Origin of the sequence: Pseudomonas morbosilactucae (assembly GCF_023241715.1) — a bacterium.
GTDB classification, from domain to species: domain Bacteria; phylum Pseudomonadota; class Gammaproteobacteria; order Pseudomonadales; family Pseudomonadaceae; genus Aquipseudomonas; species Aquipseudomonas morbosilactucae.
The window spans coordinates 196,395-219,983 of record NZ_JALQCW010000004.1 but is presented as its reverse complement, the minus strand read 5'-3'; the positions used below and the strand labels follow the sequence as shown (position 1 = coordinate 219,983).

At 63.2% G+C, this 23,589-nt stretch carries 21 protein-coding genes and 2 pseudogenes; 7 read left to right on the top strand and 16 right to left on the bottom strand.

What is annotated here, in order from left to right:
• Positions 1 to 67 precede the first annotated feature (67 nt).
• From M1B34_RS02290 to M1B34_RS02280, 3 genes are all read left to right on the top strand, one after another.
• Positions 68 to 829: an ABC transporter ATP-binding protein gene (locus tag M1B34_RS02290; RefSeq protein ID WP_268261503.1), complete on the top strand. Its 762-nt coding sequence runs from the start codon at positions 68 to 70 to the stop codon at positions 827 to 829.
• 12 nt (positions 830 to 841) lie between these two features.
• Entirely contained in the window at positions 842 to 1,321 is a 480-nt protein-coding gene (locus M1B34_RS02285; protein ID WP_123332960.1) for an Lrp/AsnC family transcriptional regulator, read from the top strand.
• 362 nt (positions 1,322 to 1,683) lie between these two features.
• On the top strand, positions 1,684 to 2,547 hold the full coding sequence (locus M1B34_RS02280; RefSeq protein ID WP_268261504.1) for a LysR family transcriptional regulator: 864 nt from the start codon (positions 1,684 to 1,686) through the stop codon (positions 2,545 to 2,547).
• Positions 2,548 to 2,593: 46 nt separating this feature from the next.
• Here M1B34_RS02280 and M1B34_RS02275 read toward each other — a convergent pair whose 3' ends face one another.
• The 10 genes and pseudogenes from M1B34_RS02275 to arnB form a co-directional block, all read right to left on the bottom strand.
• On the bottom strand, positions 2,594 to 3,301 hold the full coding sequence (locus tag M1B34_RS02275) for an HPP family protein (protein WP_123332965.1): 708 nt from the start codon (positions 3,299 to 3,301) through the stop codon (positions 2,594 to 2,596).
• Positions 3,302 to 3,521: 220 nt separating this feature from the next.
• On the bottom strand, positions 3,522 to 5,135 hold the full coding sequence (locus tag M1B34_RS02270; protein ID WP_123332967.1) for an ArnT family glycosyltransferase: 1,614 nt from the start codon (positions 5,133 to 5,135) through the stop codon (positions 3,522 to 3,524).
• Positions 5,136 to 6,509: a UDP-glucose dehydrogenase family protein gene (locus M1B34_RS02265; RefSeq protein WP_268261505.1), complete on the bottom strand. Its 1,374-nt coding sequence runs from the start codon at positions 6,507 to 6,509 to the stop codon at positions 5,136 to 5,138.
• Positions 6,506 to 6,919, bottom strand: a complete 414-nt coding sequence (gene arnF / locus M1B34_RS02260; protein WP_123332971.1) for a 4-amino-4-deoxy-L-arabinose-phosphoundecaprenol flippase subunit ArnF — start codon at positions 6,917 to 6,919, stop codon at positions 6,506 to 6,508. The genes M1B34_RS02265 and arnF overlap by 4 nt, the downstream gene beginning before the upstream one ends.
• Positions 6,916 to 7,260 (bottom strand): 4-amino-4-deoxy-L-arabinose-phosphoundecaprenol flippase subunit ArnE, encoded by a 345-nt coding sequence (arnE, locus tag M1B34_RS02255; RefSeq protein ID WP_123332973.1) that lies wholly within the window; start codon positions 7,258 to 7,260, stop codon positions 6,916 to 6,918. The genes arnF and arnE overlap by 4 nt, the downstream gene beginning before the upstream one ends.
• Positions 7,257 to 8,905 (bottom strand): annotated as a pseudogene (gene arnT / locus M1B34_RS02250) (lipid IV(A) 4-amino-4-deoxy-L-arabinosyltransferase). Before arnT ends, arnE begins: the two are co-directional and overlap by 4 nt.
• A pseudogene (gene arnD / locus M1B34_RS33955) lies at positions 8,902 to 9,785 on the bottom strand (4-deoxy-4-formamido-L-arabinose-phosphoundecaprenol deformylase). The pseudogenes arnT and arnD overlap by 4 nt, the downstream one beginning before the upstream one ends.
• On the bottom strand, positions 9,785 to 11,791 hold the full coding sequence (arnA, locus tag M1B34_RS02235) for a bifunctional UDP-4-amino-4-deoxy-L-arabinose formyltransferase/UDP-glucuronic acid oxidase ArnA (protein ID WP_123332979.1): 2,007 nt from the start codon (positions 11,789 to 11,791) through the stop codon (positions 9,785 to 9,787). The pseudogene arnD and the gene arnA overlap by 1 nt, the downstream one beginning before the upstream one ends.
• Entirely contained in the window at positions 11,788 to 12,807 is a 1,020-nt protein-coding gene (gene arnC / locus M1B34_RS02230) for an undecaprenyl-phosphate 4-deoxy-4-formamido-L-arabinose transferase (RefSeq protein WP_123332981.1), read from the bottom strand. Before arnC ends, arnA begins: the two co-directional genes overlap by 4 nt.
• Positions 12,808 to 12,812: 5 nt before the next feature.
• A complete protein-coding gene (gene arnB, locus M1B34_RS02225; RefSeq protein WP_268264347.1) occupies positions 12,813 to 13,952 on the bottom strand; it encodes a UDP-4-amino-4-deoxy-L-arabinose aminotransferase in 1,140 nt (379 codons plus the stop codon).
• 573 nt (positions 13,953 to 14,525) lie between these two features.
• Here arnB and M1B34_RS02220 point away from each other — a divergent pair.
• From M1B34_RS02220 to M1B34_RS02205, 4 genes are all read left to right on the top strand, one after another.
• Positions 14,526 to 15,371 carry a site-specific integrase gene (locus M1B34_RS02220; RefSeq protein ID WP_425273486.1) on the top strand — a complete coding sequence of 282 codons (846 nt, stop codon included), beginning with the start codon at positions 14,526 to 14,528 and terminating at the stop codon, positions 15,369 to 15,371.
• A gap of 121 nt (positions 15,372 to 15,492) precedes the next feature.
• Positions 15,493 to 15,924 (top strand): tetratricopeptide repeat protein, encoded by a 432-nt coding sequence (locus M1B34_RS02215; RefSeq protein ID WP_268264345.1) that lies wholly within the window; start codon positions 15,493 to 15,495, stop codon positions 15,922 to 15,924.
• A gap of 134 nt (positions 15,925 to 16,058) precedes the next feature.
• Complete coding sequence (locus tag M1B34_RS02210; RefSeq protein ID WP_185039236.1) at positions 16,059 to 16,508, top strand: glucosaminidase domain-containing protein; 450 nt, start codon at positions 16,059 to 16,061, stop codon at positions 16,506 to 16,508.
• The gene (locus M1B34_RS02205; RefSeq protein ID WP_268264344.1) at positions 16,502 to 16,972 is read left to right on the top strand and encodes a hypothetical protein; all 471 of its coding nucleotides are present in this window, start codon (positions 16,502 to 16,504) and stop codon (positions 16,970 to 16,972) included. The genes M1B34_RS02210 and M1B34_RS02205 overlap by 7 nt, the downstream gene beginning before the upstream one ends.
• Before the next feature lie 39 nt (positions 16,973 to 17,011).
• Here M1B34_RS02205 and M1B34_RS02200 read toward each other — a convergent pair whose 3' ends face one another.
• From M1B34_RS02200 to M1B34_RS02175, 6 genes are all read right to left on the bottom strand, one after another.
• The gene (locus M1B34_RS02200; protein ID WP_123332989.1) at positions 17,012 to 17,329 is read right to left on the bottom strand and encodes a hypothetical protein; all 318 of its coding nucleotides are present in this window, start codon (positions 17,327 to 17,329) and stop codon (positions 17,012 to 17,014) included.
• Entirely contained in the window at positions 17,326 to 18,036 is a 711-nt protein-coding gene (locus tag M1B34_RS02195; protein ID WP_123332991.1) for an AzlC family ABC transporter permease, read from the bottom strand. The genes M1B34_RS02200 and M1B34_RS02195 overlap by 4 nt, the downstream gene beginning before the upstream one ends.
• A 39-nt stretch (positions 18,037 to 18,075) precedes the next feature.
• Complete coding sequence (locus M1B34_RS02190) at positions 18,076 to 18,813, bottom strand: 2OG-Fe dioxygenase family protein (protein ID WP_123332993.1); 738 nt, start codon at positions 18,811 to 18,813, stop codon at positions 18,076 to 18,078.
• Between the two features lie 29 nt (positions 18,814 to 18,842).
• Positions 18,843 to 20,348, bottom strand: coding sequence for a radical SAM/SPASM domain-containing protein (locus tag M1B34_RS02185; RefSeq protein WP_185039238.1), 1,506 nt, complete (start codon positions 20,346 to 20,348; stop codon positions 18,843 to 18,845).
• Between the two features lie 564 nt (positions 20,349 to 20,912).
• Entirely contained in the window at positions 20,913 to 21,716 is an 804-nt protein-coding gene (locus M1B34_RS02180; protein ID WP_123332999.1) for an AraC family transcriptional regulator, read from the bottom strand.
• A 294-nt stretch (positions 21,717 to 22,010) separates the two neighbouring features.
• Positions 22,011 to 23,489, bottom strand: coding sequence for an alpha/beta hydrolase (locus tag M1B34_RS02175; protein ID WP_268264343.1), 1,479 nt, complete (start codon positions 23,487 to 23,489; stop codon positions 22,011 to 22,013).
• Between the last annotated feature and the right edge of the window lie 100 nt (positions 23,490 to 23,589).

The window sequence follows — 23,589 nt, the reverse complement described above, 5'->3', positions numbered from 1 at the left end:
GTGCGTTCCACTTCCCTTATGTCTATCCAGAGCGCCGCCGTGGCCGGTGAAGCGCCAGGAGTGTTGCATGTACAAATTGACCGTTGAAAATCTCTACAAGCGCTTTGGTGACAACGAGGTGCTCAAGGGCGTCTCGCTGAAGGCGCGGGCCGGCGACGTGGTGAGCATGATCGGCGCCAGTGGTTCGGGTAAGAGCACCATGTTGCGTTGCATCAACTTTCTCGAACGGGCCGATGAGGGCTTGATCGAACTGGACGGTGAGCGCATCGCCACCCGTTCCGCCCCCGGCGGCATGCGGGTCGCCAGCCCGGCGCAACTGCAGCGCCTGCGCACGCGCCTGGCCATGGTGTTCCAGCATTTCAACCTGTGGAGCCATCTGACGGTGCTGGAAAACATTATCCTCGCGCCGTGCCGGGTCCTGGGTGTCAGCCGCAAGGCGGCCGAGGAGAGTGCCCGGGCCTACCTGGACAAAGTCGGCTTGCCGCAGCGGGTGGCCGAGCAGTACCCGGCATTCCTTTCCGGCGGCCAGCAACAGCGGGTAGCGATTGCCCGGGCGCTGGCGGTGGAACCGGAGATCCTGCTGTTCGACGAACCGACCTCGGCCCTCGACCCGGAACTGGTGGGCGAAGTGCTCAAGGTGATCCAGGCACTGGCGGAGGAGGGGCGTACCATGCTGATGGTCACCCACGAAATGGGTTTTGCCCGCCAGGTGTCGAGCCAGGTGCTGTTTTTGCACCAGGGGCGTGTCGAGGAACAGGGCGACGCACGCATACTTGACCAGCCACAAAGTGAACGTTTGCAGCAATTTTTATCTGGCCGTTTGAAGTAAAGGAAGGCATCCATGGCGGACATCCGCGACCTGTCGATTGTGCTTGATCGGATCGATCAAGCGATCATCGAGGTGTTGCGCCACGAAGGGCGCATCACCTACCAGAAACTCTCCGAGCGCGTGCACCTGACCCCCAGGCCCTGCCTGGAGCGGGTGCGCAAGCTCGAACAGCTCGGGGTGATCCGCGGATATGGCGCGATCCTCGATGAAAAAAAGCTCACCCCGGGCCTGTCGTTACTGGTGCTGGTGGCCTTGTCCAACCAAAGCGGGCGCGCGGCGCAAAAGGCCTTCGAGGCCAAGGTTCGTGGCTGCCCGCAAGTACTGGAGTGCCGCCTGATCAGCGGCGCCTTCGACTACAGCCTGCGCATGCGCTGCCGGGACATGGAGCATTACCGCGTGCTCACTGAAGTCTGGTTCGACGACCCTGACCTGCACATCGACAAGCTGGTCAGCCATCCGGAACTGGCGATGGTCAAGACCACCATGGAATAACCCGCCCCCAGGCCCTGCTCCTACAAGATGAAATCGTTTGTAGGAGCCGGCTTGCCGGCGATAGGTCCGCCGAGTTTTGCATTGCCCTCAGGATTGCAATCGCTGGCAAGCCAGCGCCTACCGTTATCAAGGCCCTAATCACCCGCAAGGCTGTGTTCCCTGAAGACGCCTGCGTGCACGCCCGAAGTGGGCAACCTTCGTCGGCAACGCCGAGCGGCCCGTTGATCGAATGCGCCACGGGGGAGAACCGTACGGTGTGCGCAGTAAGCCTGGCGGTGCCGTCACGGCAAATGCATGCCGCTTAGGCGCGCAGCGGGGCGGGCGCCGCTACAATGGCGCTCGACTTTCGCTCCCGAGGCAGTATGGACATCGAACTGGCCCGCACCTTCCTGGAAATCGTCCGCAGCGGCAGCCTGATTGCCGCCGCCGAACGCCTGCACCTGACCCAGACCGCCATCAGCGCCCGGGTGCAGAACCTCGAAGGCCAGCTCAACTGCAAACTCCTGGTGCGCAACCGCGCCGGCGCCCGGCTCACGGCCGACGGCGAGGCCTTCATCGTCTATGCCAACCAGTTGGTGCAGACCTGGGAGGCCGCGCAACGGGATTTGCCGCTGTTGCAGGGCTATCACAACGTGTTGCGCATTGGCGGTGAGGTCAGCCTGTGCAACCCCCTCATGCTCAATTGGGTGCGCTGCCTGCGCCAAGTCATGCCCGGCCACGCCATCCGTACCGAGATCGCCGACGGCGCCAGCCTGCAACGTCAGCTGGAACTGGGGGTGCTGGATGCGGCACTGGTCTACCAGCCGGTGTATTGGCCGGGGCTGCAGGTTGAGCAATTGCTGGAAGAAAAGCTGATTCACGTGCGCCTGGCCGACAACCCGGAGCCTTACGTGTACATCGATTGGGGCGAGGATTTTCGCCGCCAGCACGATGCCGCCTTGCCGGATCAGGCCCGGGCGGCGGTGAGTTTCAACCTCGGGCCCCTGGCCTTGCAGTTCATCCTCGACAGCGGCGGCAGCGGCTACTTTCGTACCCGGGTGGTGCAGAGCTACCTGGACAGCGGTGTGCTGGAGCGGGTGGAGAAGGCCCCGGAGTTCAGCTTTCCGACCTACCTGCTGTATGCCCGTGAGCGCGATTCGGCAGCCTTGCAACAGGCCTGCGCCGTATTGCGCGAAGTGATCGCCAGTGACAACGATTGGTCCCAGCGTTGGGACCCGCTGCTCTGAAGCCGGCCTTGGCTATCGCGATGGGTGACCCGCGATCACGCGGCAATCAGAGACGTGGCTCCAGCACCTGGCCGATGCTACGCCGCCGTGCATGGGTTTCACTGGCGTGAATCAGTTGCTCCAGGTCCTGGGGCGTGACATCGAAGAACGCTTCCATCTCGGCCAGGGCCTCCTTCAGGTCTTCGGCGGTGATGCCCAGGCTGTCCGTCGTGCGCGGTTCGGTCGGCACCGCCACTACGGGCTCACTGGCGCCCCTGGGGTAACGAATCCGCGTCAGGTTGTTGTACGCCAGGGCGCTGCACAACAAACCTGTGGCCCCGAGCATGACCGGGCCCAGGGCTTGCCAGTCGAGGGCGATGGTCGCCGGGTCGGCCAACACCAGGGTCAGGGCCAGGGCGCCGGCTGGCGGGTGCAGGCAACGCAGCCAACACATCAGGATCAGCGCCATGCCCGCCGCCAGGCAGGCGCTGCCCAGGGTCCGCCCGAGCACATGGGCCACCAGCAAGGCAACCACGGACGCACACAGGTAGCCGCCGAGAATCGACCAGGGTTGGGCCAGCGCCCCCGACGACACGGCAAACAGCAAGACGGCGGAGGCGCCGAGGGGGCCGATCAGGTGCAAGGCCACAGCGGTACCGAACACTTGGCCACACAGCCAGACACTGAACAGGGTGCCCAGGGCCATGCCGATGGCGGCGCGGCTCCATTCCGAAGGGCGGGTATTGACGACAGCGGGTTTCCAGCGAGCAAACATGAGCAACAGGATCCGGGGCAAAAGGCAGGCAAAAAGAAGGGCTTGCCTGGATCACCAGAAAGCCCTTTAACGTTCCAACATTTGGGGGAAGGAACGGCCACAGTGTGCCGTTCGAATGGGGTGCTGACAAATTCATAATAATGCTGGTTAAGTGCATTATTTTTGCAGTTAAACCCGAACCCTCCGTTCAAGGCGGATGACCGGCGTCAAGCGGCGGCCTTCAGTCGGCGCCCGGCACGGAGGCGGGCAGGCGCAGCAGCAGGTAATCGTTATTGTCGAAACGACCGCTCAAGGCCGGGGTAACGTGTTCCAGGGGCGTGCCTCGTACTGCGCTTTGATCGAGCATCAGCCAGGCCGGTTCCGGCGAGGCCAGCAACGACGGTAGCTGCTCGCTGAACCGCGGTTGCAGGTCCTGATCGAGGTTGACCATGAACTTGATCGCCTTGGCGTCCTTGCCCATGCCGTACAGCACCAGAGGCGCGGGGTCGGTCTGGATTCGTTGCAGCACGGCATGGCTGAACGCCTGGGTGTCATACAACTGCCGTTGCACTGGCTCGAAGACCCCGATGTAACAGGTCCACACCGCAAGCACGGCGCTGTAGGCCAGGCCCACCGCTCGCCAGCGAGCTCGCAACAGGCACAGGGCCAGTAGTTGCAGCCCGCCGAGGATCGCCAAGACCGTTGGCAGCGCCACCCCTTGCTGGGGAAACCGGCGCTGCAACAGCACCAGGGCCACCAAGAGGGCCCCTGGCAACAGCAGCCACAGGCCCTGCATCAATACTCGCAACGCGGTGAAGAGCGATCCGCGCTGAGCCTGAAATGGATAGGCCGCAATAATCGCCGCCATGGGCAGCATCGGCAGCAGGTAACGGGCCTTCTTCGCCTGGGGAATCGACAGGCCGATCATCACCACCAAACCGGCGGCGGTGCACAGGCGCAGCAACCTGAAGGCCGGGCCTTGATCACCGCGCCCGGCCAGTAACACACCCACCCAGGTCAACAGGGACAGAGGGTAGGCCAAGGCGTAGTTGCCCAGGGAGCTGGTGAAGTAGAAGAACAGGCCACTGGAGCCTTCGCTGCCGTCCATGCGCCCCATGAACTGCATGCGGATCACGTCCTGGACAAAACCCGGGCCGCCACTGAGCTGGGCCAGCCACAGCAACAGCGCCACACCGGCCATGAGCAATAGCAGGGCGCTACAGCCAAAACCCAGCAGGCGCCGCCATTGGCCGTTCAACAGGTAATAGCTGCACAGCATGCCGGTGGGAATCACCAGGCCAATGGGCCCGCGAATGGCAAACCCCAGCGCCAGCAACAGCAGGATCAGCCAGGTCCGGCGCGGCGCGGCGAAGTGCTCATGGGCGTACCCCAGGTAGAACACCGCCAGGGCCACAGCGGCGAGCATCTGGTCCAGGGACACGGCACGGGTTTCGCTGATAAAGGTGTTGCTCAGCAGCAGCAAGGCCACGCTGAGCAGGGCCCAGGGGCGGGAGTAGGGCGCCACCAGGCGATACATCAGGCTGACGATCAGGGCCGCAGACAGGGCGCTGGGCAGCCAGGCGCTGAGGGTGGTGACCTGGCCCAGGGGCAGCGACAGCAGGTACACCAGCCAGGTGGATGCCGCGCTGTAGTCCGCGTAGGGCTCCCCGTAGGTGGTGGGGAAAAACCCCGGCCCGTGGCGCAGCATTTCCTTGGCGAACAGCACGAATCGAGAGTCGAAGCCGATCACCGGCTGCTGATAGACGCCCGCGCTAAACAGCAGCAAGGCCAGCAACCCCAGCCCCAGCGCTTGCCAATAAAGGCGTTTGGACGGGGCGATGGGGTCGATGTCCATTCAGGCTTGGGCAGCGTTGCCGAGGACGGCTTGCCGGGCGATCGGCAAGTGGCGGGATTCACCACGGCCCATGGGGAAGTAGGTGAAACCGGCGCGGGCCAGGCGTTCGGCGTCGTACAGGTTGCGGCCGTCGAAGATCACTGGGGCCTTGAGGCGTTTTTCGATCAGCTCGAAATCCGGGGCCTTGAACTGCTGCCACTCGGTGCAGATGATCAGGGCGTCGGCACCGTTGAGCACCGATTCCGGGGTGCCCATCAGCATCAACTGCGACTCGTTGGGGTACAGGCGCTGGGTTTCCTGCATGGCTTCGGGATCGAAGGCCCGCACTTCGGCCCCTGCGGCGAACAGTGCTTCCAGCAACACCCGGCTCGGCGCGTCGCGCATGTCGTCGGTGTTGGGCTTGAAGGCCAGGCCCCAGAGGGCAAAGGTCTTGCCGCGCAGCTCACCCTTGTAGAACGCATGGATGCGCTGGAACAGCTTGTGTTTCTGCCGCTCGTTGATGGCTTCCACCGCTTGCAGCAGGTCGCTGGAGCAGTGGGCTTGCTCGGCACTGTGGATCAGCGCGCGCATGTCCTTGGGGAAGCACGAGCCGCCGTAGCCGCAGCCGGGGTAGATAAAGTGATAGCCGATGCGCGAGTCGGCGCCGATGCCCAGGCGCACCGATTCAATGTCGGCCCCCAGGTGCTCGGCCAGCTCGGCGATCTGGTTGATAAAGCTGATCTTGGTCGCCAGCATGCAGTTGGCCGCGTACTTGGTCAGCTCGGCGCTGCGCAGGTCCATGAACATGATGCGGTCGTGGTTGCGGTTGAACGGTGCGTACAGCTCGCGCATCACCTCGCGCACCTCTTCACGCTCGCAGCCGATGATGATCCGGTCCGGGCGTCGGCAATCGGCCACGGCCGATCCTTCCTTGAGAAATTCCGGGTTGGAGACGATATCGAATTCCAGGTTCCGGCCTTCCAGGGCCGCGTCGATATGGGCCTTCAGCGTGTCGCCGGTGCCCACTGGCACGGTGGATTTTTCCACCAGGATCACTGGCTGCTCGCGGTGCCGGGCCACGGCGTCGCCCACCGACAGCACATAACGCAAGTCCGCCGAGCCGTCTTCGCTAGACGGCGTGCCCACGGCAATGAACAGCACCTGGCCATGCTGCACCGCCAGTTGCTCATCGTTGGTGAAGCTCAGGCGCTTGGCTTCCAGGTTTTCCCGCACCAGGCTGGCTAGCCCCGGCTCGAAGATACTCACGAGCCCCTGTTGCAGTTGCTTGACCTTGTGCTCGTCGATGTCCATGCAGATGACATCGTGGCCGACTTCAGCCAATACGGCGGCTTGTACCAGCCCGACATAACCACTTCCAAATACGCTGATTTTCATGGGGTATTCCTGGGACTTGTCGCGGGAGCAGGTCGAGAGTTGATAACGATGACGCCGAGGATGACCAAGGCCACCCCCAGGCTTTTGGAGAGGCTGAAGGGTTCGTTGAACGCCGGCAGGGCGGCGGCCAGCAGGTAGACCAGGGCATAACTGATGCTCAGCAGCGAATAGGCGCGGCCCAGGGGCACGTCGCGCAGGGCCAGCAGCCAGCAGAGCATGGACAGGGCGTAGGCGCCGATGGCCGCCAGCACCAGCCCCAGGGCCGCCAGGTCCAGGCTGCCGCCGCTGAGGGCCTCGAGCCATTGGGCCGGGGCGGGCAGGCGGGTCATGCTCCAGCGCATGCCCAGTTGGGCGGCGCTGACCAGGGCCACGCTGCCCAGGGCAAAGGTAAAACCGCGGAGCCGGCTCATGCGTGTTGACTCAACAACGCCACGCCGCCGATCACCAGGGCGACGCCCAGCCAGTGACGGCGGTCGATGTGTTCATGAAAGACGAAGCGGGCAATCAGGGTGATGAGTACGAAGTTCAGGCTGAGCATCGGGTAGGCCACGCCTACCTCCATGCGTTGCAGCACCAGCAGCCACACCAGCAGGCCCAAGCCCAGGCTGGCCAATGCCAACCACAGCCAGGGCGAGCGCAGTTTGTCGCGCAGCGCGGACGGCCGGTCGCGCCAGCTTTCCACGGCGAACTTCTGCGCCACCTGGCCCAGACAGGTCAGCAGGCAGGCCAGAAGCAAGAGCAACAGGCTCATGGCTGTACCTGGGGGATGATGAAAATCACGATATTGCCGCGCTGGTAACGCTGGGCGTCCTTGGGCAGCAAGTCGACTTCGTGCAGCTCGTCATCACTCTTGACCCGCATCACCACGCCCACCGAACCGGTTTTTCGGGCCTCGCTGATCCAGCCTTGGACCTGGTTCAGGTCGACCTTGCGCGCGGCGCTGTCCGCGTAGCCCAGGCCGTACTTCACTTCGCCTTCGGTGTTGTACAGGGCCACATCGGGCCGACGCAGGCGCCAGGCCAGGGCCGACGCTGCCCCCAGGTCATTGCTCAGCAGCGCTTTGGCCTGGCCCAGTGCCTCTTGGTGCTCGAGGATAAACTGGTCGGGCATCTTGTTATCGACCACGGAGTGGGGCAGGCCGGCCGGTACCAGGGCCACCAGCAGCCAACTGCCAAGCGCCGGCGCGCCCACAGCTGCAGAGGGCGGAAGGCTTGCAGCAGGTTGGCCATGATCCAGCCGATCAGGGCGACGAATACCAGCACCAGATGCTGGGGTTCGCCCATGTACAGCGGCTTTTTCATCTGGAAGTACACCAGGGTCAGCAACCCCAGCAGGCCGCAGATCAGGTTGAGCAGACCGTTGAGGCTGACGGCGCGGGTTTTTCCGGCGGCCAGTGTGTCCATCAGGCTGCTGCCCATCAGCAGGGCCAGGGGCAGCAGGCACGGCAGGATATAGGCCGGCAGCTTGCCCTTGCTCAGGCTGAAAAAAGCCAGGGGCAATACCAGCCACAGGATCAGGAAACCGCTGCGGGCCTGGCGCCGCGACTGCCAGGCGTGCTTGAAGGTGGCCGGCAGCAGCAACACCCAAGGCACGCTGTAAGCCACGAGCAACGGCAGGTAGTACCACCACGGCGAGGCATGTTGGGCGTCTTCACCGGCAAAGCGACGGATGTGCTCGTGCCAGAAGAAGAACCGCCAGTAGTCCGGCTCCTGGGCGTGCACCGCCAGGGCCCAGGGCAGGCTGACCAGCAGTGCCACCAGCACGCCGACCCCGCCATAGATCAGCAACTCACGGAAGCGCTTCTGCCAGAGGGCATAGGGCAGGGCGACCAGCACCGGCAACAACCAGGCGAGAAAGCCTTTGGTCATGAAGCCCATGCCACAGGCCAGGCCGAGCAGGGCCCAGGCGCCGAGGCGCCCGGCCGGGGTCTGATTGTCGAAGGCGAACCACAGGGCCACCAGACTCAGGTTGACCCAGAAGGTGAATTGCGGGTCCAGGTTGGCGTAGCCGGCCGACGCGGCGATCACCGTGAAGCTCATGTAGAGCAGGGCGCTGGCCAGGCTCTTGCGCGGGTCGTTCCACAGGCGCCGGGCGATCACATAGGCCAGCAGCACGCTCAGGCCGCTGCTCAAGGCCGAGGCTACGCGTACGCCGAACAGGTTGTCGCCGAACAGGGCCTGGCCGAGGGCGATCATCCAGTAACCGGCCACGGGTTTTTCAAAGTAGCGGATGCCCATGAAGTGCGGCGACGCCCAATGGCCGCTGAGGAGCATTTCCTGGCTGATCTGGGCATAGCGGGTTTCATCGGGAATCCACAAGCCGTGGGTGCCCAGCGGCAGCAGGTAGAACAGGCCGAAGGCGATCAATAGCAGGGGCAGAGCCCAACGTCTGGTCATGCGCCTTGCACTCCCAGCCAGCCTTCGCGACCGGGCAGGGCACCGCGTACCACCTGGCCCGAGGGCAGGCTGGCGGTGTCTGCGGGGAGCAATTGACCCAGGGGGTGGAACTGAATGTCGCGTTGCTGGGCACTGGCCAGCAACTGACGGAAATCATTGGCCATGAGAATCCCTTCCACTTCGGCGTGTACGGTGTAGACGTTGAGTTTCGCCGGGCTGAACCGGTCGAGGATAAAACCGTTGAAATCCCCGGCGCTGACCAGCGGCCCGACCACCTCATCAAAGGTGGGCAGGTCCACCGGGATCTGCGTGGCGCCCAAGCGGCCATCTGCGAGGCGCGGCCGGAACAGGCTCTGGCCCCGGCAATCGCTGTTGTAGCGGAAGCCAAAGGCCTGCTTGGCTTCGATCACACGCTCGTCGGCGCGCCAGCCGGCGGACGCCGAACAGCTCACTGCCTGGCCGAGAATGTCGTTGAGGCTGTCGACGCCTTGGCGAATCTGCTCGATCAGTTGGGCCTGGCTCCAGCGCCCGGCATTGGCCTGCCAGCCGTGGTGGTCCCAGGCGTGCAGGCGACTTCATGGCCGGCGGCCAGGGCCTGGCGCATCAGGTGCCCCAGGTCGCGACCGATGGGTTTACCCGGCCAGGCAGTGCCAGCCAGCAGGATGTCCCAGCCATAGAGGCCGGCGGCGTTGGAACGAAGCATCTTCCACAGGAATTGCGGACGAATCAGGCGCCATAAATGGCGCCCCATGTTGTCCGGCCCGACACTGAAGAAGAAGGTCGCCTTGACCCCGGCTTCCTCCAGGGAGTCGAGCAACCGTGGCACGCCTTCACGGGTGCCGCGGTAGGTGTCGACATCAATGCGCAGACCCGCCTGCATCAGCGTGCTTCTTCTTTTGTGCGCTCCGCGATTTCGAGCATGGCCTCGCGCAGGAAGAAGTCCAGGGTATTGCCGATGGTCTCGCTCATTTCCACGGTCGGTTCCCAGTTCAACAGGCGCTTGGCGTTGGCGATGCTCGGTTTGCGGTGCTCCACGTCCTGGTAGCCGGCGCCGTAGAAGGCCTTGCTTTCCACGTCACGGAAACCCGCGAACGGTGGGAAGTTGCTGCGCAGCGGGTGGGCTTCGAACTGGCGCAGCAATTCTTCGCCCAGTTGACGGATGCTGGCTTCGTTGTCTGGGTTGCCGATGTTGATGATCTGGCCGTTGCAGGCGTCATGGTCGTTGTCGATGATCCGCGCCAGGGCTTCGATGCCGTCGGCGATGTCGGTGAAGCAGCGTTTTTGCTCGCCACCGTCGAACAGGCGAATCGGTGTGCCTTCCACCAGGTTGAGAATCAACTGGGTGATGGCCCGGGAGCTGCCGATGCGGGCCGAGTCGAGGCGGTCCAGGCGCGGGCCCATCCAGTTGAAGGGGCGGAACAGGGTGAAATTCAGGCCCTTGGCGCCGTAGGCCCAGATCACCCGGTCCAGCAACTGCTTGGACACCGAGTAGATCCAGCGCTGCTTGTTGATCGGGCCGACGATCAGGTTGGAGTGGTCTTCGTCGAAGTTCTGGTCCTGGCACATGCCATAGACTTCGGAGGTCGAGGGGAAGATCACCCGCTTGTTGTACTTGACGCAGTAGCGCACCAGCTTGAGGTTTTCCTCGAAGTCCAGTTCGAACACGCGCAACGGGTTGCGGGTGTATTCGATCGGCGTGGCGATGGCCACCAGGGGCAGGACCACGTCGCATTTCTTGATGTGGTACTCGATCCACTCCGAGTGAATGCTGATGTCGCCTTCGACAAAGTGGAAGTTGGGGTGGCTGCGCAGGCGCTCGATGGCGTCGGAGCCGATGTCCAGGCCGTAGACCTCGTAGCGGTCGTCACGCAGCAGGCGCTCGGACAGGTGGTTGCCGATAAAGCCGTTGACCCCGAGGATCAGCACCCGGGTGCGGCGCGCCTTGCGTCCGGATTCGGCGCCGCGCAGCAGCGAACCGTCCACCAGGCCCAGTTCATTGGCCAGTTGCGGACCCGCCAGGTACAGGCCGTTGGCGTTGCGCTGGCCCGAGGTGATGACTAGGGAGTCTTCGCCACAGGCGATGCGCAGCGGGTCGACGCTGATGACCCGGCCCGGGGCCTGGCCGTCGTTGCCCTTAACGACTTCGGCGCTCCAGACGATCAGCTTGTGCTCGCCCACCGCGCAGAAGGCGCCCGGGTAAGGCTGGGTCACGGCGCGCACCAGGTTGAACAGTTCTTCGGCGGGGCGTTTCCATTCGATCTTGCCGTCGGCAGCGCTACGACGACCGAAGTAGCTGGCTTGGGATTCGTCCTGAGCGGTTTCACTGACCTTGCCCTGGGCCAGTTGCGGCAGGGTGTCGCGCAGCAGGCTAGAGGCCGCATCACGCAGCTTGGCGTGCAGGCTCAGGGCGGTGTCGCTGCGTTCGATGGCCACACGTTCCTGGGCAATGATGGCGCCGGCGTCGGCGCGCTTGACCATGCGGTGCAGGGTGACGCCGGTTTCGGTTTCACCCTTGACCAGCACCCAGTTGGCCGGGGCCCGGCCACGGTAGCGCGGCAGCAGGGAACCGTGCAGGTTGAACGCGCCCTTGCGTGCGGTGGCCAGCAGCGGCTCGCTCAGCAGGTTGCGGTAGTAGAACGAGAACAGGTAGTCGGGGTTGAGCTTGCTGACGCGCTCGATCCACAGCGGGTGGTTGGCGTCTTCTGGCGCGTGCACGGCAATGCCCCGGCGTGCGCAGAGTTGTGCGACCGAACCGTAGAAGGTGTTTTCCCTGGGGTCATCGGCATGGGTGAACACCGCGGCAATCTCGTAGCCGGCGTTGAGCAGGGCTTCGATGCCTGCGCAGCCAATATCGTGGTAGGCGAAGACGACAGCTTTATTGCTCATGGCGAAACCTGATCAGTATGGGTGGAAGTTAAACCGTCGACAGTCACGCTGCGGACCGGGGCCGCGGGCTGGCTGCGCAAGACTTTCTCGATAAAAAAGCGCGGACGCGCCCGCACATCGCTGTACATGCGCCCCAGGTATTCCCCCAGCAGGCCCATGCCGATGAACTGGCCACCGGTGAACACGAACAGCACGGCGAACAACACAAAGGTGCCGTCACCGGCCCAGGTGGCGCCGAAAATCAACCGCAGGACGATCAGCATCAGGGCGAACAGACCGCCGAGGCCGGCCATGCCGAAACCGATGATGCTCAGCAGCCTCAGGGGCGTGGTGGTCATGCAGGTGATCAGGTCGAACATCAGGTTGATCAGGCGCATCGGGCTGTACTTGGAGTCGCCGTGCTCGCGCTCGGCGTGCTCCACCAGCACCTCGGTGGTGTGCCGGGCAAAGCTGTTGGCGAGGATCGGGATAAAGGTACTGCGCTCGGTGCAGGCCAGCATCGCGTCGATGATGGTCCGGCGATAGGCCCGCAGCATGCAGCCGTAATCGCTCATGGCGACCCCGGTGGAACGCTGCACGGCCAGGTTGATCAGCTTCGACGGCCAGCGGCGCAGGGCCGAATCCTGGCGGTTGTTGCGCACCGTGCCGACCACGTCGTAACCCAGCTCGGCCTGGGCCACCAGGCGTGGAATTTCTTCCGGCGGGTTCTGCAGGTCGGCATCCAGGGTGATCACCACGTCGCCGCGGCACTGTTCGAAGCCGGCCATGATTGCCGCGTGCTGGCCGTAGTTGCGGTTGAGAATCACCGCCACCACAGGGCTGCCTTCGCGTTCGGCGGCGGCTTGCAGGATGTTCGCCGACTCGTCGCGGCTGCCGTCGTCCACCAGTACGATTTCAAAGTCGTAGGTCAGTTGGCGGCAGGCCGCTTCGGTGCGGCGCAACAGCTCGGGCAAGCTTTGTTCTTCGTTGTAGACCGGGATGACGATCGACACGAACTGAATGGGATAGGGTTTCAAAGGCTTCAGTCCAGGAGGGTTGCAATGGCACCGGTGACCCGCTCGACGTCGTCGAGGGTCATGTCCGGGAACAGTGGGATCGAACAGAGGCGTGCGGAGTTCCACTCGGTGTTGGGCAACTGCACCTGAGGGAAGCGCTGGCGGTAATAGGTGTGCAGATGGGTGGCAATAAAATGGATGCCGGTGCCGATGTTCTGCGCCTGCAGGCCTTGCATAAACGCCTCGCGGTCAAGGCCGCAGCGCTCGGCGTCGATGCGCAGGATAAACAGGTGCCAGGCGTGTTGCTGAGGGTAGGCGGGCAGTGCCAGGGGTTGGACCGGCAGGTCCTTGAGGCGCTCCAGGTAGGCCTGAGCCAGGTGTTCACGCTTGGCGTTGATTTCGTCCAGGCGTTGCAATTGCACCAGGGCGATGGCCGCGTTGATGTCGGCCAGGTTGTACTTGAAGCCCGGTTCGATCACCTGGGCCTGGGGTTTGCGGCCGTGGGTCAGGCGGTCGTAGGCGTCCACCCCCAAACCGTGGAACTTGAGCATGCGCACCCGATCGGCCAGGGCCTGGTCGTCGCTGACGAACATCGCGCCTTCGGCACAGGTCATGTTCTTGATCGCATGGAAGGAAAAGATCGCCGTGCCCTGGGCACCGATCGCCCGGCCGCGATAGAAGGTACCGGCGGCGTGGGCAGCGTCTTCGATCACCGGGATGCCGTGGCGCTCGGCCAAGGCATACAGCGGGTCGAGGTCAAAAGCCGCGCCGGCGTAGTGCACCGGAATGATGGCTTTGGTTCGTGGGGTGATGGCGGCTTCGATGGCCGCGACGTCGCTCATCAGGGTGTCGAGGTCGACATCGACAAACACCGGGGTCGCCCCCAGCAGGCAGACCATGTTCGCGGTGGAGACCCAGGTCTGGGACGGGGTGATGACTTCATCCCCCGGGCCGATGCCCAGGGCCAGCAGGGTAATGTGCATGGCGCCGGTGGCCGAGGACAGGGCCACGGCATGGCGGGCACCGACCCGTTCGGCGAATTGCTGTTCCAGCTCCTGGTTTTTCGGCCCGGTGGTGATCCAGCCGGAACGTAGAACCTGCTCTACAGCGGCGATCTCTTCATCGCCAATGCTCGGCCGTGAAAAGGGAAGGAAAGCCTGGTTCATAGGGACCTCGGAAAAAAATTATCGCAAGACTGGGGAGTCAGAAAAAATAGAAAAAGGGATGGAGATTTCAGGGGCTATTGAGGCGACATGCTTTCATCGTCAGAGACATCCGGTTGTTGGGCCAACGTAGCGTTCCGTGCAAATCCTGATTAAAGACCATGTTGGCGAAAAGTAAATGTGGATCAAGATGTTATCTTCGGCCGACGAGAATCGCATGCATTCAAATTTGGCTGATTTCGGTGGCTGAGATTAAGCGGGAAAATGTGAAACGAATATGAAAATTAGCGTAAAACGGCGTTTATCTTCGAGGCAGACAGCCGGTGTTCAGTTTGTTGGTCTCGAGGCTTGAATCAGTGAAAGAAACAGGTGGACGCAGGGCATTCCGTGGCCACAAAACCGTACAAAAAGTGCAGGCGCCTATGACTCAGGTCAAACCGTGGCAAGAACCCGAGCGAGGACGCTGTGACTGACGCCGTCGATTCCGCCCCTGACAAGCATGGCCAGCCCGCGAAGACGGTACCCAACCCGTTGCGGCTGTACCTGGCACGCCTGTCCCCATCGAGCCAGTCGACCATGCGCTACGTGCTGCAGGACGCGGCGGACCGCCTGGGGTTCGACGAGCTGGACATCGAGGACATCCCCTGGCACGGGTTGCAGCCCCAGGACGTCAGCGCCCTGGTGGCGGCCCTGCGTGAAGACGGTTATGCGCCCAATACCTCGTCGCTGTACGTCAACGCCTTGCGTGGGGTGATGAACGAGGCCTGGCGGGTCAGCCTGATCAGCCAGGAGCACCTGCTGAAGATGCGCTCGGTCAAGCCCATGGCCGGTACGCGCCTGTCCCAGGGGCGCAACCTGCGACGCAACCTGATCCAGGAACTGATGGCCGTCTGCGCCGCCGACCCGCGCCCGCAGGGTGTGCGTGACGCGGCAATCATTGCCGTGCTGTACGGCTCGGGGATGCGTAAATCGGAGTCGGTGAACATCGACCTCGATCAGGTGGACTTCGCCGAGCGCAGCCTGCGGGTCACCGGCAAGGGCAACAAGCAATTGATCAAATACGCGCCGACCTGGGCCTTTGCCAAGCTCCAGGCCTGGCTTGAACTGCGGCGTTCGCAACTGGGGGCCGGTGAGGCGGACGACGCATTCCTGTTCAACCGTATCCGTCGTGGCGGGCACATCACCCGCGAGCGCATCAGCAAACACGCGATCTACTACATTGCCCGCCAGCGTGGCGCCCAGATCGGTGTGCCGATCATGCCCCACGATTTTCGCCGTTCCTTCATCACCCGGGTGATCGAGGAATACGACCTGTCCATCGCCCAGAAACTGGCCCACCACACCAATATCCAGACCACCGCCAACTACGATGTGCGCGATGACAACGAACGGCGCCGGGCCATCGACCGTTTTGACCTTTGACGGGGGCTCGCATGGCGTGCGCACCCGGTGAATTTTTTGCGACATCCGCGTAAGTGCCTTCGGCACTCGGCCACAATCAGGCTGTCCAAACCCACAGCCAATCCACACAGGAGTATCGACGATGGATGAGATGGAACTGCCCGACGCGCTGCACGAACAGATCAGCGACCTTTGCGAGCAAGGTGATGAGCTGGCCGAGTCGGGCGATTACCCGGCGGCGCTGGTTGAATACCGCCAGGCCTGGGAGCTGATCCCGCAGCCCAAGGAAAACTGGGAAGCGGCGACCTGGGTCCTGGCGGCCATCGCCGATGCCTTGTATCTCAGCGGTGACCTGGCCGCGGCCCGCGACACACTGGAACACGCCATGCATTGCCCTGACGCCCTGGGCAACCCATTCCTGCATTTGCGGCTGGGCCAGGTGCTGTTCGACAGCGGTGCACCGGACCAGGCTGCCGACCAGTTGATGCGTGCTTACATGGGCGCGGGTGCGGCGATTTTCGCCGAGGAAGACCCTCGCTACCTGGCGTTCCTTGGCACCCGGGCCCAGCTCTAGCCGGAAAACTGTGAGCCATTGCACAGTCTTGCCAGCCCTCGGTGAACCCGCTGAACAGTCGCTGAGGGCCGGCCTATACTGCGCCGCTTCAACGATCCACCCACGGAATCGAAGCGTCCATTGAGGGAACAAGCGTGAGCCTGTGTAATAACGTCAGTGCAGTGACCTTTGTCAGCAAGCACAAGGCTGTGTGCCAGCCGATAGCCGACCAGTTGAATGTCCCGGTGGAGAACATCCTCGGTCTCGCCGCCCAGGAGAGCCAATACGGTACCGGGCGCATTGCCCGGGAGATGAACAACTACTTTTCCCTGCACGCCCCGGCGCCCCTGCAGATCGGCGCTGAGGCGCCCCAGGGCAATGCGCGGATCAAAGTGGCGAAGTTTTCTTCATTTCAGCAATGCGCCCAGTCGTTCGCCACCCGCTACGGCTCGGCGGTGCGTGGCAAGCAGGACCCCATGGAGTTTGCCCTGGCCCTGGTGCAGATCGGTTTTAACACCGGTGACGCCGCTACTGGCGGGCGCAATGGCTTCGCCAAGTACCTGGCGGACATCATCAAGTCAGTCAAAGGGCGCATGGCGTGCTGAACAGAACATTGACCAGTCTCGGCCTGGGCCTGTTGCTCAGCGCCGAGGCCCTGGCGGCCGGTCAGATGGCGAGCCTGCAACCGGCGCAGATCGCCCCCGGCGGCCTGAACCAAGAGCAGGCGCAGCAAGTGTTGCGCCTGGCCCTGAAGCACCAGCGCCATGACCTGAACCGCCCCGGGGTGTTTATCGACGGTGACCTGCGGGATGACCAGGGGCGGCCGCCGCATCCGGGTTACTTCGATTTCAGCCTGGGCTACAACGACCCCAAGGCCGGCGCGACCGAGTACTGGGGCCTGTATGCGGTCAGTGTGCTGACCGGTGATGTCTGGGAAATCAACCGTTGCGAGCGCCTGGTGTTCGTTGAACTCAAGCACCTGCAGGGGCAGATCATGGCTCGGACGGGCAAGACCCAGGCCGATGAAGAGGCGCAGCGCCAGGGCCTGGGATGTGAGGACGAGAACTGAGGCCTGAGCAGGCGGAGCTTGAGAGCGCCGCCTTGGGTTTCAAGCCACGGCCAGCCAGTGGATGGCCGCGAAGTAGGCGGCGGTGCCGATGGCGGCAGCGCCGATCAGGCCCAGCACATTGCTCAGGGCAATGGCCCCGACGATGAGCAGGGACAGGCTGGCCGCCAGAGGCTCCTTGCTCATTTCGCTGTAGGCGATGTACACCGCGAAATTGATGAACACGGCCACTGGCAGCACTCGCTCCATCCCGCGTTGCAGGCCCGCCGGCAGGCGAACATTGACGAAGGCCGGAATGATTCGTACCAGGCAACTGGTGGCGAACAGGGCGGCGATGGTGATCCAGGTCGAGGTGGTCATAGGTTGGCCTTGCTCAATACGGCGGTGGCCAGCAACACGCTGGGGATCCAGAAATACACGGGGCCCATCCACAGGATCAGCAGCAGGGCCAGGCCCACGCACACGGCCACCAGGGCCAGCATCCCCACCAATCGGTTGCGCTCGACACTCAGCCGGCTGCGCAGTTGTGACAGCGACAGGTACATCAGCACCACGCTGGCCGGATAGCCCAAGTTGACCTCGTTACCGATCCACTCCGGGGGCAACAGCTTGCCCAGCAGGGCACCCAGCACCCCGGACACCACCCAGGCAAAAAAGATCGTCGCGCGGATCAACAGCACCGTCGCCGGGCTGTCTTCCTCATGCTCGGTGGCATAGGCTTCGTCGCCGAGCATGTGCGCCACGCTGGCTTTTTGCAGCGTGGGCCGTGGCAGGCGAGCGGACGAGGTGAAGGCAATCGGCAAGTAACGACTGTTGATCGAAGCGGTCACCAGCAACAGGGTAAAGAAGCCGGCCCCGGACTGAGCCAGAGGCAGCACCGCGAACTGGCCGCTGCCGGTGAATCCCAGCAGGCCCACCAGGGCGACCTCCAACAGTGACCAGTCGGCCCGTGCCGCGAGCACCCCGAACAGCATGCTCACCGGCACAATGGCCAATGCCGCCGGGGCAACCCGGCGCAAGGCACTGGGCCGACTTTCCACCAACTCAAGTTCTTGACCGACTTCCATATCGCCTCCCTGGGCAATTTATTATGTGAGGCCTGTGACTCAGGCCTTCAGTGCTTCACGCTCGTGGGCAATGCCGTAGGCGCGGGTTTCCCAGCGGTTGATCTCGATCACCCAGATATCGCGGTAGCCAGTGGTGCCAGACTCGGCTTCGATCTCGCTGGCGTAATGGATGTAGCGCTGGTCATCGATGAGAATCGCCTGATTTTCTTCGAGGACGTCACGGTAAACCACCTCCATGGTTTTTGGATCGATGACTTGGGTTTCGCCGCCGCGGACATTTTCCCGCTTGGCGATGGCGATGACACTGTATTCGTGACCGTCGCGGTGCGGACCTTCGGGCACGGTGACACCACGGAACTCGTCGTTGACCACCACGCGGATCTGGTTGACGTTGATCTGGAACAGATCACGGCGGTCGATCGGCAGGTTGTCCAGCACCCGGGCGATCAGCGGCGAGGGATCGACTTCCATGCGCTCACGGTGGCGAGCCACGCCGCCGGCTTCCTTGAGCTTGATGTAGCGCGCCGATTGCACGTATTTACGCTGGGGCAGCAGGGCGAAGACCCATTCACTTTCATCCCAGTAGCCGAAGAACTGCGACAGGCGGATTTCCCGCAGGCGGCTGAGGCTGTGGCCGTCCCGCGGCATGTTGGCGAAGGACGCCTCGACTTCGGCGGACATTTTCGGCATCTCGATCACGCAGTAGCCTTGGCGTTCGTAGTCACTGTTGGCCGACACGGTCTGGAGTTGCGGTTGGGTTGCGATAGCGCTGAGCATGGATTGGCTTCCTTGGCTGGCCGAAAAGATCAGAGGTCGACCGATTGCAGGTCGAACGTGGCGATTTCGTAAGGTTTGAGCGATTCGATGTGCTTGCGGGTAATGCCCCGGTAGAAGTCGCAGGCCGAGGGCTCGACCACATTCACCGTGGCGTATTTCTTCTCCAGCGGGCCGAGGCACAGGCCACCGCAGAAACCCTCTATTTCACAACCTTTGCAGAACTCCGGATTGTCCCGGCGCAGCCGGGCGTGGGCCTGATAGGGTTCGGCGTCGAGCAGTTGCTCGCCGTCGCGGATATTGCCCAGCAGGGTGGAGCCGGCCTTGCAGGCGAACACGGAGCCGTTGGGTTCGATGCTGAACTGCGCGCCCTTGGCCGAGCAGTTCTTGAAACCCCGGTAACTGACGCTGTCGAAACCCAGCATGACCTGGAAGATCTGGTGCCAGTAGCCGGTCAGTACCACGCCCCTTGAGCGGCCGTACTCGATCACCTTCCACAGGCGTTCGACGATGTTCTGGGTGCCGAAGGTGGAGTAGAAGGTCGGATCGAAATCCACCACCACGCCGATTTCCCGGGCACCGACATCCACCGCCAGGTCGACGATCGACTCGTCGAACTCGTACCAGGTGGCCGAGGTCAGCGCCGAGTTGATGGCCACGCGGTTGCCGTATTTTTGCAGCATGCGCAGGCCGGCGATCACCACCGGAGTGCTGTCGTCGCCATTTTTCAGCGGACGGCTGGGGCTGGTGGGGGAGTCGAAACTCACGCACACCGCCACTTGATGACGGGCAAAGTTCTCGGCGACTTCTTCGGTGATCAGCGAGCCGTTGGTGACCGTGGAGTAGGCGATGCGGATGCCGTCTTGCTGGCCGTTGCCGAAACGGTCGAGTACCGCCTTGATGGTGCGCCAGTTGAGCAGCGGTTCGCCGCCAAAGAACTGCACCATGACTTCTTCGACCCCGGCGGACTTGGCCACGGCCAGCGCCGACTCGACGTAAGCGACGCCATCGGCGGGTTTCATCGAGCGGTTCTTGGGGTCGTACTGGTGGTCGAAGCGCTCCTTGGAGGCGTAGATGGAGTCTTCGATATTGACCTTGATGCCTTCGCGGGCGATCAGTCGGGATTCGTCCACCCGGTTGATTTCGTCCTCGGCGGACATTTCCTTGCCTTGCACCCCTTCAAAGCAGTAGGTGCAGCCAAAATTGCAGGCGTTGGCCAGGATCAACTGGATGATGTTGACCTTTTTGTGCACTTCGCCTTCGGGAAACGGCGACACGCCCTGTTGCTCGGGACGCACCAGGACGCGGCGCGCGATCAGTTGCTGGATCAGTTCTTCCTGGCGGGTCTCGGCCTCGCTTTCCAACAGCTCCGGGTCCAGCAATTGCGGCCTGATAAAACTCTGCAACACCTGGGCACCGGCGGTATCAAGGAAAAACAACCCGCCCAGGTGGCGGTGATAGACGGCAAGTCGCTGGCCAACCTGCGTCTGGATAACATCACTGGAAAGAACGTAGGTGTCTTTATTAACGACTGTCATGGACTGCATGCTCCGTTTACCCCATACCGAATCAGGGAACAGGCGCTGTTCAGCACCTGTTCCCTGGTACTGCCTTACTTGCTCAGTCGCGACTTCAGCTGGACGCCGCCGAAGGAAGCAAAGGTGCCGCCTACGGTTCCGCCGACTGTTCCACCTACGGTGCCGCCTACCGTGCCTCCAACGGTCCCACCTACCGTGCCACCGACGGTACCGCCTACGGTGCCGCCCACTGTTCCGCCAATCACGGAGACGTTGATCATGGAGTTCATCCTGACTTCCTCGCTCAAAAGGGTTGATTGGGTGCCGGGGAAACCGCACACCCTGACCGCCGCCCTCAGGTTGAGGGTCGGCAGCGACGGCGCCGTTGACCGCCCGGAATCAGGCGGCTAGCTGCTGCAAAAAAAGGTGTTGGCTAAAAATTTAATTTCAATGAAATCAAATAATTAGCACAACAACCTGAAGTTGCATGAAGCATCGTTGCCGTGCGTTGAGGAGTGTAAGAAGGGGGCTGATGAGCGTCTTGTAAGATCGTGCAAGTTGCACAGTCGAGAGACGCCCCGACTGTCAGGCGGGGCGGATCATGCGCAGCCAGCGCGCAGGGGGCAGGCCGTAGGTGCGGGTAAAGTGCTGGGTCATGTGGCTTTGGTCAGTGAAACCGGCGATCAGCGCGGCGTCGGCGATGGATACACCAGACACCATCAACACTCGCACGTGGTCCAGGCGGCGCATGGTCAGGTAGCGGTAGGGGCTGGTGCCGTACAGGGCGCGGAAGTCACGGGACAGGCTCCAGCGATCGCGGCCGCTGGCTTGCTCCAGTTCATCCAGGGTCACCACCCGTTCCAGGGCACTGTGGATGTATTCCCGGGCCCGTTCTGCGGCGATGAAGTCCAGGGACTTGCGCCCGCGCTGCATGCCCGCCACCGCCGCCAGGGCCTGGGCCAGGTCGTACAGGGCATCGTCTTCCTCCAGGGGGTCGATCAGGGTGTCCATGCCCTGCATCAGCACCTGGGTAGCCTGGTACAGGCGCGGGTCGCGGGACAAGCCATCGGTGATAAAGGGCAGGGGTTTGCCGCCCAGGGCCTGTTGCAGCAGGGCCGGCTCGATATAGACGATGCGGTACTGGAAACCGTCCTCGGTGCCGGCTTCACCGTCGTGCAATTCATCGGGGTGCAGCACGATGGTGCCCCCCGGCAGGTTGTGCCGCATGCTCTTGCGGTAGTTGAAGTTGTGCACCCCGGCCAGGGTGCGGCCCACCGCATAGGTATCGTGGCGGTGGGGCTCGAACCCGTACCCGCTGAAATAGGCCTCGAAACGCTCGATGCGTCGCAATGTATGGCCACGTTTCGCCCAATCCTTTACGCCCGACATGTACCACTCCCACGTACTGCTATCGACCTGGCGTTCCCGATCCCCTTGCAGGACCGGGCACTGCCCAGGTTCATCTGTGTTTGAAAAAAAGCTGCCCGAATAGTGCAAGACACCGGCCGTCGACCCGCCAGTTGCGGTTCGCATATCGTCCGGAAACTGTCCGGGCAATCAGAATAAACGGCGTCGAGGGGCGGTGTCTTGTGCTTCAGGCACGATAGTTGCGATTTGCCATCAATGCAGCCGTGCACCCGCGTTAATGCCGATGAACGGCAGCCTCCGGGCCAGGCACAGCGCTTATGGCCTGGCCCCGTTGCCGCTCGGCGTCGACGCTATTGCGTCGTCGATGCGTTGCAGCAGATACGGATAGAACGGATTAGAGGTCAGGCGCTGTAGGTCATCCAGAGGGATTTGTAACACCCCTCGTTCGCCCCGTGCGGCCAGGCGCCCCAGTTGGATGCCGAAATCCTCACCGGCCTTGGGTCTTGGGCCGTACAGCGCGTCATCTTCGGGGAAGGGCAAGGCCACATGGGACAGGGAGAACACCCCCTGGGGATAGCTCAGGCCCAGGGGCTGCTCGATGGCCTGCACGCTGTCGGCTTCGGTGCTGGTGATCTGCATCTGCGCCTGCCCAGGGCCGGCATTGGTGATCAGCCGTGTGCGGTAGTGGCGGGGCGGTGCCGGCAACAGGTGGGCCAGGGCATCACTGGCTGCCGGGTCCAACAGGCCGCCAAAGTCCATGGCGCGGTTGAGGTCGAATAGCACCAGTTCGCTGCCGTTCTCCGGCAAGTGGCGATACAGGCCGCTGATCAGCGCCGGGGTACTGACGGTGGCGTCGGCCACGGACTGAAAACTCAGGATCGGTGGCAGGGTCGCCAGTTGCCGCTGCTGGGCCAGTCGCGCCACCTGGCTCTGCAGCGCGTCGGTGAGCAGCCAGGATTGGCGCACCGCATTGGCCGGGAAGGAGTTGTACTTGAACGGGTTGTATTCCGGCAGGCGCAGCAGCCAGGCGCTTTTGCTGAAGGCCGGGAACACCGCGGGCCAACTGATCAGCCCGGCAAAACGCGCGGACTGGGCCACGCCAATCATCGGCGACAGCAGCACCAGGCGGTCTGCCTGGGGCAGTTGCGGGTCTTGCACGGCATCCAGGGAGTATTTCACCGCCAGGGCGCCGCCATTGGAGTAACCCACCAGGTGCAGTGGCAAGGGCGCCGGCACCCGTTCCCGAGCGGTGCGCAGCGCCAGGCGCGTGGCCGCCAGCCAGTCTTGCCAATCCACCGCGGTGAGTGCCGCAGGCACGCTGCCGTGGCCCGGCAGGCGCAGGCCGATGGCCAGGTAACCCTGTTCGCGGTAACGCTGGGCGATATGCCGCAGGCTGTAGGGCGAGTCGGTCAGGCCATGGAGCAACACCACCACGCCCTTGGGCGGGCCGTCCGGTTCCAGCACGTAGGAGCGGTTCCAGTCTTGGCTGAAGCGCGGCGGGTACACCGGGCTGTCAAGGCGATAGCGGTTCAAGGCCGGCACCTGTGTCAGGTCGAGCTGTTCGCTGACGTGCTGGCGGACCTCGCTGAACACCCGGTCCTCGGCTTTTAGCCAGCCCGACCAATTGCTCCGGTCCAGCTCTTCGGCGTCCAGTTCATGAGGTACTTGCAGGTGCCAGGGTTGCAGGGCCGGCCCGCGCTCACTGTCATAAATGCGCCAGGCCAGCACCGCCACCAGGCTGACGCCGAGAATCAGCGCCGTTCGCTTGAGCAGGGGGATGAAGGTTACGCCCATGAATTGATCTCTCCTGACCCGACATCGTCCTTTAAAGGCGCTCACGATATCGTCACCCGCCAGATCAAACCAGCGCCGTAGAGCGGCTACCCTCTGTCGC